11 protein-coding genes are annotated in these 13,995 nt (G+C 64.7%); 1 reads left to right on the forward strand and 10 read right to left on the reverse strand.

Annotated elements, in window-relative coordinates; genetic code table 11:
• Positions 1 to 46 precede the first annotated feature (46 nt).
• From N7590_RS12410 to grxD, 10 genes are all read right to left on the reverse strand, one after another.
• The gene (locus N7590_RS12410; protein WP_164241066.1) at positions 47 to 469 is read right to left on the reverse strand and encodes a type IV pilin protein; all 423 of its coding nucleotides are present in this window, start codon (positions 467 to 469) and stop codon (positions 47 to 49) included.
• Positions 470 to 507: 38 nt separating this feature from the next.
• Positions 508 to 4,260, reverse strand: coding sequence for a PilC/PilY family type IV pilus protein (locus N7590_RS12415; RefSeq protein WP_164241065.1), 3,753 nt, complete (start codon positions 4,258 to 4,260; stop codon positions 508 to 510).
• 11 nt (positions 4,261 to 4,271) lie between these two features.
• A complete protein-coding gene (locus N7590_RS12420) occupies positions 4,272 to 4,790 on the reverse strand; it encodes a PilX N-terminal domain-containing pilus assembly protein (RefSeq protein ID WP_006429636.1) in 519 nt (172 codons plus the stop codon).
• 2 nt (positions 4,791 to 4,792) lie between these two features.
• The gene (locus tag N7590_RS12425; protein WP_006429634.1) at positions 4,793 to 5,953 is read right to left on the reverse strand and encodes a PilW family protein; all 1,161 of its coding nucleotides are present in this window, start codon (positions 5,951 to 5,953) and stop codon (positions 4,793 to 4,795) included.
• A gap of 2 nt (positions 5,954 to 5,955) precedes the next feature.
• Positions 5,956 to 6,429 (reverse strand): type IV pilus modification protein PilV, encoded by a 474-nt coding sequence (gene pilV / locus N7590_RS12430; RefSeq protein ID WP_164241064.1) that lies wholly within the window; start codon positions 6,427 to 6,429, stop codon positions 5,956 to 5,958.
• The gene (locus tag N7590_RS12435) at positions 6,426 to 6,941 is read right to left on the reverse strand and encodes a GspH/FimT family pseudopilin (protein WP_053449290.1); all 516 of its coding nucleotides are present in this window, start codon (positions 6,939 to 6,941) and stop codon (positions 6,426 to 6,428) included. The genes pilV and N7590_RS12435 overlap by 4 nt, the downstream gene beginning before the upstream one ends.
• A gap of 161 nt (positions 6,942 to 7,102) precedes the next feature.
• On the reverse strand, positions 7,103 to 8,491 hold the full coding sequence (gene ppnN, locus N7590_RS12440; RefSeq protein ID WP_006429576.1) for a nucleotide 5'-monophosphate nucleosidase PpnN: 1,389 nt from the start codon (positions 8,489 to 8,491) through the stop codon (positions 7,103 to 7,105).
• Positions 8,492 to 8,743: 252 nt separating this feature from the next.
• On the reverse strand, positions 8,744 to 11,998 hold the full coding sequence (locus tag N7590_RS12445; RefSeq protein WP_279935562.1) for a TonB-dependent receptor: 3,255 nt from the start codon (positions 11,996 to 11,998) through the stop codon (positions 8,744 to 8,746).
• A 232-nt stretch (positions 11,999 to 12,230) separates the two neighbouring features.
• The gene (locus tag N7590_RS12450; RefSeq protein WP_164241062.1) at positions 12,231 to 13,007 is read right to left on the reverse strand and encodes an SDR family NAD(P)-dependent oxidoreductase; all 777 of its coding nucleotides are present in this window, start codon (positions 13,005 to 13,007) and stop codon (positions 12,231 to 12,233) included.
• The gene (gene grxD / locus N7590_RS12455) at positions 13,004 to 13,324 is read right to left on the reverse strand and encodes a Grx4 family monothiol glutaredoxin (protein ID WP_053449287.1); all 321 of its coding nucleotides are present in this window, start codon (positions 13,322 to 13,324) and stop codon (positions 13,004 to 13,006) included. Before grxD ends, N7590_RS12450 begins: the two co-directional genes overlap by 4 nt.
• Before the next feature lie 121 nt (positions 13,325 to 13,445).
• Here grxD and N7590_RS12460 point away from each other — a divergent pair.
• A partial coding sequence (locus tag N7590_RS12460; protein WP_279935563.1) for a superoxide dismutase occupies positions 13,446 to 13,995 on the forward strand: 550 nt, incomplete at its 3' end.

Below are 13,995 nucleotides of genomic sequence, written 5' to 3' on the forward strand. Positions count from 1 at the left end.
GTGCAACACTCTTTCACGCAGCCCTGCAGGCAGCTTCCCGCTCGCGTCACCAGCAGTCGGACAGTGTTGCCTGCGACGTCTTCACATTGGCCTGATTGAGCGTCAGGTCGCCACATTTGTCCTTGGTCTGCGCATTGGCCGCCGCTGCCGTGAACGTGAACGTCGACTGCCCGGTCTCCATGGACAGGGTGTAGGCCGCGGTGCCGCCCTCGCGTGGCGAGTTGATGGAATCAGCTCCGCCGGGGAAGGTGAAGCCCACATAGGTGTTGTTGATGGTGTGGTAGCGCTCGGCCAGCTGCGCGTACTCCACCAGATCGGCCTTGGCCTGCGCGCGCCGCGACTTGAGAACATGCGCGCTGTAGTTCGGATAGGCGATCGCAGCAAGGATCGCCACGACCGCCACCACGATCATCAGCTCGATCAGGCTGAAACCGCGGGCCAGGCGGCCCGCCATGAACGGTGTGCGCATTGCAGTGGCTCCTGGTGCCAGCGTAGATGGAACGTCGATCACTGGATCTGCCTCCACGACTGGCGACCGCAGGGGTATGGCAGGTACATCGGATCCGCGCCAGCCACCGAAATCTGCATCATGCAGGCATCACCCGGAGGTTTCGGCGGCGGACTGCCAGGCTTGCCCGCATCCGGCGGCGCCAGCCGTGGCACCACCGAGGTGGTGACATCCCGAACCGGCGCGTTGCCGCCAGTGTTGAGCGCAACACCCGCCGTCCCTGCGCCCTGCGACTTTCCGTCCGGCGCGCCAAAGCGAACCTGCGACATCGATGCCTCGCCACTGCTGGCCTGGAGGCCGAACAACCAGTTCGAGCCATCCACCGAACAGCCCTGGGCCTCGGAAGGAATGTAGGTCGGGAAGAACACCACGCCGGAGACGATGCGCGGATTGCCCACGGCCCGCTCCTTGTTGGCGAGCGTCACTGTCCAGCCACGACTGACCGTGGGAATGCTGCCTGCACTCAGCGTGCGCAGGTTGTCGCTGATGCCGGCGGCATACGAACGCAGGTTGGCCGAAGTCAGTGTCGCGGTCGACAGGCCGACCTCGGTGTCGTTGATGCCGTACAGCGCCTGCAGCGCCGAATCGTTCTCGTCGCCGTAGTAGGAGAAGCTGCCGGTGCCGAAGATCAGCATCACACCGCCGGACGGCCCCGTGGTCACGGTCATGCCGCCGGTGATCGGCTGACGATAGGTCAGGCGATCACTCGCATCGACATGCGTATCGGTGGTGAACAAGGGCACCGTCGGTGCAGCATCGTTACGCAGGTCGAACTTCCAGACCGCGCCGCGCTTGTCGGCCGCATAGACAGTATCTGCCAGGCCATCGCGCACCTGTTCGTTCTGCCCCGCTCCACCCCAGCGATCGACCACGACGATGTTGCCCAGCCCATTGCTGCCGGCCGGCAGGTTGGTACCAGACTCGACGGCTTCGATCATGCGGATGGTCGGCGTGCTGCCGGCCACCATGTCCACCACGAACAGGACCGCCTTGCCGCTGCTGCTTTCATAACCATTGCCGAAGATCGCGCGGAAACTCACCGAACCGTCTGCGTTCTTCATCGGCACGATCACCGGCTTGCCCAGTACATGGCCGATGTTGGCCCGTACTTCGCTGTCCAGCGCCGAGTTCAGATCGCTGATCTCCCACAGCAGCGAACCGGTTCCCCCGAAGCTGCCCGGATCGGACACATCCAGTGCGAACACGCTGCGCCCGCCCGCGCCGGCAGTACCCACCAGCGAGGTGGTCCAGCCATTGCTGCCATAAGTGTCGCTGACCGTTATCGGGCCATCGACGTAGTAGCGATGCTGGAAGCGCTGGGTGTTCTCATTGGTCGGATCGTAGGGCAGCAGCAGATTGCCCATATGGCCCAGCGCGGTGGACGGAATGTAGGCGAACAGCTCCTTGCCGCCGTCACTGTCCATTTCCCCATCCGCGCCCATGCCGCCATCGAAGGCATGCAGCATGCCGTCATTGGCACCGGCATAGACCATGTAACGACGATCATCCCGCTTGGTGGTCATGTACTCGGCGTAGCTGCTGCCGATCGCACCCGGCAGACGGCGGAAACCATAGTCGTCCAGGGGCGAGCTCAGCACCGGCGTGGAGGTGATGATGTCGCCCAGCACGGTGGTGCGGTCACGCAGCTTGCCGCCATTGCGCTTCTCGTTGCCGGTGGCACCCCGCAGATAGGCCACCGCCGTAGCCGAGTCGGTGGCCAGCGTGGTGATCTCGGATTCAGAGCAGATCCTCATGCCCGGATACAGCGAGCCCGACTTGTCGCACAGATTGGCCAGGCTGACGTTGCCACCGGAGAAATCCACCAGCGCGCCGTTGCGCCAGAAACGGATGCGGCGTGAATCGGCCGCCGGCATCTGCGCGGAGGCTTCCCAGGCCTCCTCCGAAATGACCTTGCGGGTGGATTCTTCCACCTTCAGGTTGAAGGCGTGCAGTTTGCCGTACCAGTCGGTGCCGTTGTTGGTCGCTTCGTAGAACGGCTCCACCGACAACGAGCCTACGCCGATGCGCGCGCCGGTCAGCGAACGCGAGCCGGACGGCGTGGCGCCCTGGGCGACATTGCTGATGATGCGGCGCATCGCAGCGGTGATATCGCCCGGACGCGTGGCATTGACCATTTCGCCGCGGGTGTCATACACCGCGTTCCACAACTCATCGACCGCTTCCGGCTTGAGATCCTGCGTCGACGTGGGGAAGTTCGGCTTGTTCACATAGGGATTGGGGCTGAGGACCCACGGCCGTTTCGGCTCCGGCAGGTACTTGACGCCGAACTCCTTGCCCAGCGTACCCAGGGTCACGCCGTAGAAATTCATGTGCAGGTGCGTCTGGCAGTCCAGCGCCGGGTCTGGATTGGCGCCCTTGCACTCGGAAGGCACTGGAACGGAATTGGTCTCCTTGGTATCCACCAGGGACTTTTCGTAGTACGGCGCCACCAGGTCCTTCATCAATGTCCTGTTTTCGGTCTCATTGATGTAGCCGTCGGTGAACAGCATGCCGGCGTTCTTCTGGCACGACAGCAGCACCGGCGCTTTCGCGTCGGTACGCTTGAACTGCTGCCCCAGGTAATCGGCGGCCGATCGATTGGGCGTACTGCTACTGGCCCGCATGTCCTTCATGATGTCATCGAGAAGCGTCGACTTCTCATCATCATTGGTCATGTTGTACATCGTGACGTTACGCCGGTTGTTGATGCGGAACCAGCCGACTCGCAGGTTGGTCTGGTCATGCAGCGCAGTGGTGGCTGCGCCGATCAGCGATTCGCGACGCGTCCGATACAGGCTGAACCATCGGGCGAAGTTGCCCATGGCCTGGTTGTACTTGGCCGTATTGTTGCCGAAATTGGCGAGCTTGATTTCGTACTTGTACAGGGTGCCCGGGCGACCACCGACAGGATTGGTCACCGCGACCGGTGACGCGGTATAGCCATAGTCTTCAGGCAACGTAGCCCGATCCACCAGATAGAACGTGGCCGGGAAGAACACCATGGCCGCACTGCAGTTCCCGGTGAGGGTCACGGCCTTGGAGCCGACCACGCTGAAACCGCCGTCGGTCGAGCTGTTGTTGCGGTTCAGATCACCACAGCGGTCGCGTTCGATACGCGTGCCGGACGGCAGCACCATGCCGCTGTAGAACTGGAATCGCCAGGCCACGTTGCTGCCATTGACCACGATGGCATTACTCGTCGAATCGGCGGTCAGGTTCAGCGTACCCGTCTTCAGAGAGAAGGCGCCGCTCGGCCGAGGATCCAGCGGCGCACTCTTGGGATCGATGCCCTGTTTCGGGAAGTCGGCATTGGGTTCCGGAAGGCCCGTCTTCCAGTAAGAGTATGTTTCGCGTGGATCGAAGTAGGAGGCATTGACGTCCGGAGAGCGTGCGAAACCGTAAGCATCCAACGGCGGAAGTGCCAGATTGGAGTCCCGACCGTAGCTTGGAAACACATAGTGGTACAACAGCCCGCGATCAACGTAGCCGTTGGCCTCGCTGCCCGTGTAGAAGCTCTTGCCGCCCCAGCGGTAAACGCCGTCGCGGGTATTGTTCAGCACTTCCCAAAGCATCGAACCGGAATCGTCCAGCGCCATCAGGAACGCTGGCGGCGTCTGCACCTGGATGTTCAGCGGCGCCTGCGCCAGCGTACCCTGGGCCTGGGCGGCCATCAGGCTGTAGATGAAATAGCCTCCCCCCAGCGCCAGTGCGGCGCCGCCTGCGGCCATGAAGCGGAATTTGCGCGAAGCCATGGCCTGCGTCCTCAGAGTTTGAATACGGTATCGATCACCACCGACGACGAGCTCGCATCGGCATCGTCGGTAGCGAACCCGGTGATCTGGTAGATCGGTGTGGTGTCATCCAGCGGCCGGCCCATGTCCAGCGACGATTCGCCGACCACGCAGCTGTCGATCTGCCGCACGTTGACGGCCGGCGCCGTCTCGTCGCGCCGGTCCTCCGCCCAACTGGCCGGATCGAAACCGTCATCGCAGACACGCGATACGTCCCCCGCCTGCAGCAGACTGCCCTCGCTCACGCTTTCGCGGTTGGTGATCTGCTCGACCGAACGCTCGGCCGCCCGCACCACGCCTTCCGAATTCTGGAAGGCGCGGTTGGCCGCCCGGTAGTTGGCCGCCATCTTTTCCTGCATGCCGGCCACCTGCATGCCGGCAATTCCGAGCAGCGCCAGCAGGATGAGCATCACCAGGGCCACATACAGCACCGCACCGCGCTGCTGGGCGGGAGCGGCGACAGGCCGGAAGGAACGCGGGAAAGGAGTCATGGTCAGTTTCCGAACAGGCGATTGCGCAGCGCAATCGACACTTCATAGCTGGAGCGGTAATGACCGTCGGACTTGTCGCCGTTGGCAAAGCCCACACCGAGCACAGACAGCGCATTGGCCGAGCGGGTCGAGGACGACGGCGACGGACTGCGTGCCAGCAGCCCCACCTGCACCTGTCCCACGCGCAGCCATTGCGCGGCACCCGCGGCATCGGCATCGGTGCTGACGCCATCGGCCGCAGCGAACTGCGTGATGTTGCCGGCTGGCGGCGTGTCCAGGCCGATGTTGGCGGTGTTGTCCAGGCCGTACATCAACTGCAGGCTTTCGATGCCTTCCACCAGTTCTTCGTTGATCGAGTAGGCGCCATCACTGTCGGCACGCGCGCGGCGCAGGCCCGGCTGCTTCGTCTCCGGATTGATGCCCACGTAATAGACCATCGACTCGGCGCGATACAGCATCGTCTGCCCGGTGGGCTGCGCGGCATAGCGCGACAGGTCAAGCGAGGCAGCGGTGACCCGTGCGGCACTCAACGTACCCGCGAACACATCCGCGTGGCCGCAGTCGGCGATGCCGAACAGCGTCGGATCGCCCACGCCACCGCCGGTCAGGCGGGCGACGCGGGTGCTGTCCATGTCCAGCAGCGCATTGCCGCCGTCCGCGGAAATGGCCGTGACCGGCACGCCTTCCGGAGCGAAGAAGCGCAGGACCAGCACATCGCTGCCGCCGGCCGGTGCCGGGATGAGCCCTTCGATCGCGGTAGGCAGGCCGGTCGGAGCCGACCAGTCCGCCCCCAGCGTCAGGCTCCCGCCCGGCGTCGTCTCGGGCGCATCGAAGCCCTGGATGGACACGCTGAAATCCAGCGGACTGCCATCGCCCGAGGTTGCTCCCAGGTGTGACACCGGGTCACCCTGGTTCTTCACCACGTGGGCCTGGTCGTTGACGCAGCCCATGTGTCCGGCCATGCGGATGTCGCGCTCCAGGAAATCCAGCGCGAAACGTGCGTTCTCCTGCACGCGGGAGGCGCCCTCGGACAGGCGGGAGGCCGTCTGCGAGGCGATGAACACCTGGACCACGCCCAGCATCAGCACGAGGCTGATCACCAGCGCGACCATCAGTTCAACCAGCGACAGGCCGGTCATGGCGGCACGACGGTTCATGGCCATGCTCACAGCTCCGTATCCAGGGCGAAGGTGGTGGCCTTGTCCGGATCGTCCGGATCCCAGCGCTGGTCGCTCCAGCTGACGGCCACCCTCACGTTGCCGCCGTTGTAGGTGACTTCCGCGCCGGCGTCATCACCCAGCGCCTTCACCACCTGGCACTGCCAGCGCGCGACCTTGGCGGAAATGGCGACGTCGCCGGTATCGGCACTGCACGCCTTCTCGGCGGTCTTGCTGCCTGCGGCAAACGACGCGGTGGTATACCACGCCGCCTGATAGCGGTTGCTGCGCATCTGCTCGGTCAGGTCATAGGCAAGATTGGTGGCCTGGGTACGGTAGTTGGCGCTCTGCACGAAGCGGACGTTCATGGTCTGCAGCAGCGCGAAACCCAGCAGGCCGAATGCCAGCACGATGATGGCGATCAGCACTTCCAGCAGGGTGAAGCCCCCTGCCTGCCGCGCGCGGACGGAACGGGATTTCATGGGCAGGCTTCCTTGGTGCTGCGGATCTGCCCGGAGGCGTTCACCGTCAATGTGCGCTTGTGCAGCGCGTCCTTGCTGCAGACATCCGGCTCCAGCAGGATCTGCTGATCGGCGCTGGCCCTGCGGCGCCCACGGCCATCGAAGGCGATCACCTCCGACGGCCCGCTGACCGTCAGCTTCGGGCTTCCATTGACGAAGCGCAGGACGGTCTCGCCCGACGACATCTCGCCATCACCGTTGGTATCGGCGAAGGCCAGCATGCCGCCAGACCAGCTGCCGTCGCAGCTGGCGCCATCGCTGCTGCCGCACACGCCGCCGCCGCGGTTGCTGCGGATCGCCTCGCTGCGGGCCAGGCTGAGCAGGCCCAGGATTTCATTGTTGCCCGAGGTCACCCGGCTGGAACGCAGGGTGCCCTGGAAGCTCGGAAACGCGATCGCGGCCAGGATCGCCACCACGGCGATGGTGACCATCAGCTCGATCAACGTGAAGCCGCTTTCCCGGCGCAAAGACATTGGACGCTCCCCAGCGTGTTGATGGCCACGATGGGCCATCGCCCTGCCACCGGCAAGCGGCGGCAGGATGAACGGTCAATCCGGGACGACGGGCGTCAAAGGCTTGACGACCCGCCCTTCCCTTTCCGGCCCGGCGCGAGCCCCATCGCGCCGGCGCAGGCTCAGGCCAGCACCTGGTAGCAGGGCTGGTATTCGCCGGAGATCTTCATCCGGCGCTGTTCGACGAAGGCGCGCAGCAGCGCGTCCAGGGCCTGCATCATGTCGGTGTCGCCGTGGATCTGGAACGGCCCGAACTGCTCGATGCGGCGCATGCCGTCTTCCTTCACGTTGCCGGCCACGATGCCCGAGAACGCCCGGCGCAGGTCGGCCGCCAGCGCGTGCGGCGCACGCCCGTGGTGCAGGTCCAGTGCGGCCATCGCCTCGTGGGTCGGCACGAACGGCTGCTGGTACTCCCACGGAATCTCGATCGACCAGTTGAAGAAGAACGAATCCTTCTGCGCCAGGCGGTGTTCGCGCACGCGCTTGATGCCGTTGGCCATCTTCTTCGCCACCGCCACCGGGTCACCGATGATGATCTCGTAGCGCTCGGCGGCTTCATCGCCCAGGGTAAGGCGGATGAAGCGGTCGATCTGCTCGAAGTACGGCGCGGCCACGGTCGGGCCGGTGAGGATCAGCGGGAACGGCAGGTCCTTGTTTTCCTCGCGCAGCAGGATGCCGAGCAGGTACAGGATTTCCTCGGCGGTACCGACGCCACCGGCGAACACGATGATGCCGTGGCCGATGCGGACGAAGGCCTCCAGGCGCTTCTCGATGTCCGGCATGATCACCAGGTGGTTGACGATCGGGTTCGGCGACTCGGCGGCGATGATGCCCGGCTCGGTCAGGCCGATGTAACGCGTCACGGTACGGCGCTGCTTGGCGTGGGCGATGGTGGCGCCCTTCATCGGGCCCTTCATCGCGCCCGGGCCGCAGCCGGTGCAGATGTCCAGGCCGCGCAGGCCCAGCTCGTAGCCCACCTGCTTGGTGTACAGGTATTCGTCGCGCGAGATCGAGTGGCCGCCCCAGCACACCACCAGGTTCGGGTCGCCCGGGTTGAGGATGCGGGCGTTGCGCAGCAGGCCGAACACCGCGTTGGTGATGCCTTCGGACGACTCCAGCTCGGCCGCATAGGCCGGTCCCATCTCGATGGCCATGTAGGCCAGGTCACGCACCACCGCGAACAGCAGTTCGGCCACGCCGCGGATGATCTCGCCATCGACGAAGGCCATCGCCGGCGCGTTGACCAGGTCGATGCGCACGCCGCGATCCTGCTGCGCCACCTGGATGTCGAAATCGGGATACAGATCGCGCGCCGCACGTGGATCGTCAGAGGCACTGCCGCTGGTCAGCACGGCCAGCGCGCAGCGGCGCAGCAACTCGTGCATGCCGCCGGCGGAGGCATCGCGCAGGCGCGCCACTTCGGCCCGCGACAGCACATCCAGCCCACCGCGCGGGTAGATCCGTGCGTCCTGCACCGGCAGCGCGCGGGCTGCTTTTTCGTTCGTGGTCATGTCCAATTTTTCGCTTCCTTCAAGGTTTCCGACTGTACTGCCGCCCCCTTAAAAAGCAAAACGGCCGGGAAACCCGACCGTTGGATATGTGCTGCCCGTGATCACCTACCCGGGACCGCTTCGGCGGCATTGGCGCCGCGCACATTTCTGGATGCTACGCCCATGCAGAGCCGCCCGCAAGGACTTTCGCCTGAACGGAAAACGGCCGGGTTTCCCCGGCCGTTTCCATTTACATCATCAGGCTCTGAAGGATCAGAACTTGTACTTCAGGGTCAGCTGCATCGACCAACGCGACACGCCGGTATTGCCCTTGTCGTTGTTGTTTTCCCGGATGGTCGGGGTATCGGTGCTGCCGGTGAAGTTGTAGATGTACTTGCCGGTGGCCGGATCGATACCTGCGTAGCTGGCCACGCGGGCGGTCGAGTTGAAGCCGTAATCTTCGATGCGGCCCCACTTCTTGTTGAGCAGGTTGCCGACATTCATGATGTCCAGCGCCAGCTCACCCTTGTGCTCCTTCACGAAGCCCGGGAATTCCTGGGCGATGTGCAGGTCGAAGCTGTTGACCCACTTGGTGCGGAAGGCGTTGGCCGGGGCGATCTGGCCCTGGTACTTCGCCAGCTGCGGGTTGGCGGCCAGCCAGTCGAAGAAGGCCTTCTCCATCGTCGCGCCGCCGGTGAACTTGACGTCGCCCGGGCCGTTCGGCACGTAGAACAGGTCGTTGAAGTAGCCGGCGCCGGTGGTGGCAGCGGCGTCGCCGTTCATGTCGTTGTAGTAGATGTAGCTGAACGGACGACCCGAACGACCTTCGTAGAACAGGCCCACGGTGGTGTTGTAGTTGCCGAAGAACGCCTTCTTCCAGTTGATCGAACCGGTCACGCGGTCCTTGATCGCGTAGCGCGAATCATAGGCCACGTTCTCGTTGGCGGTGCCGATCAGGGTGCTGCCCCAGTTGGAGGTGTTCTGCGAGCTGGTCAGCGGGCTGACTTCCTTCGCGGCGGTGTAGGTGTAGGCCAGCGACCAGCCCCAGTTCTCGGTCAGCGGCTTGTTCAGGCCGACGGTGAACTGGCGGCTGCTGCCCTTGTCGGTGTTGCGCATCAGTAGCACGTCGCCGATGTCATTCGGACGGTTGGCCTTGCCCCCCACGGTGCCACCGCCGACGGCGGTCGCGCCTTCGCGGATCGAGCAGTTGGTGCCGGCGCACGGCACGTAGCCCTGCGGGTTCCAGTACAGCTCACGACCGTCCTGGCCGATACGGGTGTACGACGGGCCACCAGCGTTCTTGTACAGGTCCAGGCGCTCGAAGTAGATGCCGCTCTTGACCTTGGTGTACAGGAACTCAGCCGACGCGACGATGCCGTACCACGGCAGTTCGTGGTCGAAGGCAAGGTTCGACTTCCACACCGACGGCAGTTTCAGGTCCGGCGCGGCGATGTCGACGTTCTGGCGAGCACCGGCACCTGCAGCCGGGATGTACGGCGGATTGGTGTTCGGGGTGAAAATGCCGGTCTGGTTACGAACGGTGTACTCGGTGTAGTTCAGGCCGGTGTTCTGGTAGGCACCTGCCAGCCACACGTTCGGGGCCGCGCCACCGAACAGGCCCACGCCGCCACGCAGCTGGGTCGGACGATCGCTGTCGAAGGTGTAGTTGAAGCCGAAGCGCGGCTGCACCAGCTTCTTGTCGGGCAGCTTGGTGTTGTCGTAGCCGTACAGCTCCATGATGCGCGGGTTGTACAGGCGCTGGTTGCTGAAGTCCGGCATGTCGACGCGGACGCCGCCCTGCACGGTCAGGTTGCTGTTGACCGCCCAGCTGTCCTGGATGAACAGACCGGTGTTCTTCAGGGTGTAATTGGCCGGGATGTCGTCGTAGCTGCCACCCGCGCGCGGGGCACGCACAACGTACTGGTTGACGCGGCCCGCTGCGAAATCAGCCAGGTTGTTGAACACATACGCGCCGTTGACGTTGCGGCCGTAGTAGTTCATCAGGTCGTTCTTGGAGTAGTCGAAACCGAACTTGACGGTGTGGTCGCCGATGTACCAGTTGGCGGCACCGAAGGCGCTCAGCTCCTTGCTCTCGACCGCATTGACATGCGAGTTCTGCTCGGTACCGAAGTACAGCGAGTCATTGCCGCTGGCACCGAAACCACGGACCTGGATCTGCGGCAGGCTGGACGGAGTGGTACGGACCGAGGTGTATTCCTTGTGCGAGATCTTGAACTCGGTCGAGAAGTTCTCGGACCAGTCGCTGAACAGTTCGCCCATCCAGGATTCGTAGGTCTTCGGCTGCTGGTACCAGAAGGTGCTCAGCGAGATCGCGCTGTTGCTGATCTGCGGGAAGCGGACGACGTTCTGCTCGAGCTTGTTGTAACGCACCGCGGCGCGGTGGTTCTCGTTGATGTTCCAGTCGATCTTCAGCGCGTACTCTTCCACCTCGGTCTTGTTGGCCGGGGGATTGAGCGAGCCTGCGTCGAAGCCGTAGCCGGTGGCGATCTGCTGCGCACGGGCGATGTCGGCGTCGGTGATGGTGCCCTTGCCGTACGGCGAATCGGTCAGGCTGACGCCCGGAGCAGAGCGCTCCATCTTCTCGTAGTTGGCGAAGAAGAACAGCTTGTCCTTGACGATCGGGCCGCCGAAGGTCATGCCGTAGGTCTTCTCGTCATCGAAGCCGTTGAAGCGGACGCCGTCCAGCTCCTTGCGGACCATGTCCTTGTCGCGGTACGCGTAGTACACGGTGCCGCCGAAGTTGTTGGTACCCGACTTGGTCACCGCATTGATCACCGCACCGGTACCACCGGCGATGGTGGTGTCATAGTTGGCGATGTCGATGTTGATTTCCTGGATCGCATCCATCGACACCGGCTGACGCTCGGTCGGCAGGTTGTTGGATTCCAGGCCGAACGGGTCGCCGGCGCCGATGCCGTCGATGCGGATGGCGTTGTAACGGGTGTTCTGGCCACCGACCGAGATCGCGCCGTCAGCCTTGCTGACCTGCGAGATGCGCGGATCCAGGCGGATGTAGTCCTGGATGTTGCGGTTCACCGACGGCAGCGACTCCAGCGTCTCGCGGTTGACGTTGGTGCCGGTGCCCATCTTGTAGGCGCTGAACAGATCGCTGCCCACGGCAGCGGCAACAACATTGACAGCGTCCAGGTTGGTGGCAGCCAGGTCACCGCCCAGGTTGGCGTTGACGGTGTTGACCTGGTTCAGGTTCAGGTAGACACCTTCTTCGGTCTTGGTGCCAGCACCCGGCTTGGTGATGGTGATGGTGTACGGACCACCCACGCGCAGGCCGCGCGCATTGTATCGACCCGACGCATCGGTGGTGGCACGCGAAACGGTGCCCGACTCGGTGTGGGTGATGGTGACTTCAGCACCGGCGACAGGCTGGCCTGCGGCGGACATCACCTGGCCGCCGACACCGGCGGAGGTGCTCTGGGCGAAGGCGGGAGCGGCGGCGAGTGCAGCCACGAGACCAAGGGTAAGCTTGGACATCCGGAGTGGGTGGGTCATTTTTCGGTAGCCTCGATGCGAGTTGGCGATGGCGGAAAAAAAGCGCATCCAAACAGCCCTGCGGGTGGCTGGTCGGAGAGTTATCTGGGGTTCCCTACCGCTTGGCTGAAGGCAGCCATAACGGTTAACACTAGATTAACACGCTACGCCATCAATGTGACGGTTGTGCGACAAACGGCACCAGATCGCAACGCAATCGTGACGGGTTCTTCACTCCGCCTTTCCCCGGGGCTCACTCGCCGGGAAACGCTCCGCTGGCATCGAGAATCCGCCCCCGCCAGGCATGGCCGGCGCGGGACAACAGGGTTACCGCCGCGGAGGCTGCGGCTTCCGGGCCCTGCGCGGCCGGATCCTGGTCAACCGAATAGGCCCGGGCACGCAGCGCCGTACGCAGCGGCCCCGGGTACAGGCCACTGACCCGCACCGGGCTGCGGCCGAGCTCGTCATGCAGGCTGGTGATCAGGCCCCGCAGGCCATGCTGGGCCACACCATAGCCACCCCAGTAGGCCTGCCCGACCCGCTCCGGGGCGTCGACGGCAAACACCAGAGCGGCATCCTCACGTTGCCGCAGCAGCGGCAGGCAGGCCTGGGCCAACCACGCCGGGGCGGTCAGGGTGACGTGCACCGCGCGGGCGAAACTGGCCGGATCGGCCAGCTCGAACGGGGTCAATCCGGGAAAGTGCGCGGCGCAGACCAGCAGCCCGTCCAACCGCCCCAGCTCGCGCTGGAGCGCCTGGGCCAGTTCGGCATAGTCGTCCGGGCCTGCTCCTTCCATGTCCAACGGGTACAGCAGCGGTTCCGCGCCAACGGCCTGGACCTGGGCGTAGACCCGATCCAGCCGGCGCGGCTTGCGCCCGAGCAGCACCACCGTGGCGCCGGCGGCCGCGGCAGCCACCGCCGCCGCACTGCCCAGGCCACCGCCCGCACCGGCAACCAGCACCACGCGATCCTGTAACGGGCGGCCATCGAGCGCCCCGTCGGTCAGTGACGTCGATGGCCAGGCACTCATCCCTGGGTCGCCTCTTCGACGATGCGCTTGAGCTCGCCGGACTCGAACAGCTCCAGGACGATGTCGCAGCCGCCGATCAGCTCACCATTGATGAACAGCTGCGGGAAGGTCGGCAGATTGGAGAAGCGTGGAAGGTTGGCGCGGATCTCGGGCTCTTCCAGCACGTTGACGGTGCGCAGGGCGACGGCGCCGGCCGCCATCAATGCCTGTACGGCGCGGCTGGAGAAGCCGCACATCGGGTACTGCGGGGTGCCCTTCATGAACAGCACGAGCGGGTAACGATCGACCTCGGCCTGGATTTGCTGCATCACCGCCACAACCACACTCCTTGCTTCGCCGGACAAACCGACCGCGGTGGTCGGCTAGACTGCCCACGGTAGCCGCCATTGTAAGCGGATGGAACCGGCTGCCGCCGCCCCTCTGGCCACGAACCTGTCCATGCCCGTCGAATTGCCCGCCCTGCCCTACCTTTCCGGCTCCCTGCAGCCACACCTGTCCGCACAGACCCTGGAACTGCACCACGGCCGCCACCACCGCGCCTATGTCGATGCGGTCAACGCCGGCATCCTGGGCACCGAGTGGGAAGAGGCGTCACTGGAAGAGATCGTCCGCCACGCCCAGGGCAAACTGTTCGATGCCGCCGCCCAGGCCTGGAACCACGGCTTCTACTGGCAGTGCCTGCGCCCTCGCGGCGGTGGTGAACCGCAGGGCCGGCTGGCCGAACTGGTCAAGCGCCAGTTCGGCGACGCGCAGCGCCTGCGCGAGGAATTCAACCGCACCGCGCTGGGCCTGTTCGGCTCGGGCTGGGTGTGGCTGGTGCAGCACCCGGGCGGGCAGCTGGGCATCCAGGCCACCCGCAATGCCGGCACCCCGCTGACCGGCGACAGCACCCCGCTGCTGTGCTGCGACGTCTGGGAGCACGCGTACTACACCGACTACCAGAACGACCGTGGGCGTTACCTGGATGCGTTCTGGCAGATGGTCAACT

It is taken from the genome of Stenotrophomonas sp. GD04024 (assembly GCF_029837545.1).
GTDB classification, from domain to species: Bacteria; Pseudomonadota; Gammaproteobacteria; order Xanthomonadales; family Xanthomonadaceae; genus Stenotrophomonas; species Stenotrophomonas forensis.

What these genes read in the sequence shown, in the direction of transcription:
- N7590_RS12410 (WP_164241066.1), bottom strand. Translation starts at nt 469, where the DNA reads ATGCGCACACCGTTCATGGCGGGCCGCCTGGCCCGCGGTTTCAGCCTG.
- N7590_RS12415 (WP_164241065.1), bottom strand. Translation starts at nt 4,260, where the DNA reads ATGGCTTCGCGCAAATTCCGCTTCATGGCCGCAGGCGGCGCCGCACTG.
- N7590_RS12420 (WP_006429636.1), bottom strand. Translation starts at nt 4,790, where the DNA reads ATGACTCCTTTCCCGCGTTCCTTCCGGCCTGTCGCCGCTCCCGCCCAG.
- N7590_RS12425 (WP_006429634.1), bottom strand. Translation starts at nt 5,953, where the DNA reads ATGGCCATGAACCGTCGTGCCGCCATGACCGGCCTGTCGCTGGTTGAA.
- pilV (WP_164241064.1), bottom strand. Translation starts at nt 6,429, where the DNA reads ATGAAATCCCGTTCCGTCCGCGCGCGGCAGGCAGGGGGCTTCACCCTG.
- N7590_RS12435 (WP_053449290.1), bottom strand. Translation starts at nt 6,941, where the DNA reads ATGTCTTTGCGCCGGGAAAGCGGCTTCACGTTGATCGAGCTGATGGTC.
- ppnN (WP_006429576.1), bottom strand. Translation starts at nt 8,491, where the DNA reads ATGACCACGAACGAAAAAGCAGCCCGCGCGCTGCCGGTGCAGGACGCA.
- N7590_RS12445 (WP_279935562.1), bottom strand. Translation starts at nt 11,998, where the DNA reads ATGACCCACCCACTCCGGATGTCCAAGCTTACCCTTGGTCTCGTGGCT.
- N7590_RS12450 (WP_164241062.1), bottom strand. Translation starts at nt 13,007, where the DNA reads ATGAGTGCCTGGCCATCGACGTCACTGACCGACGGGGCGCTCGATGGC.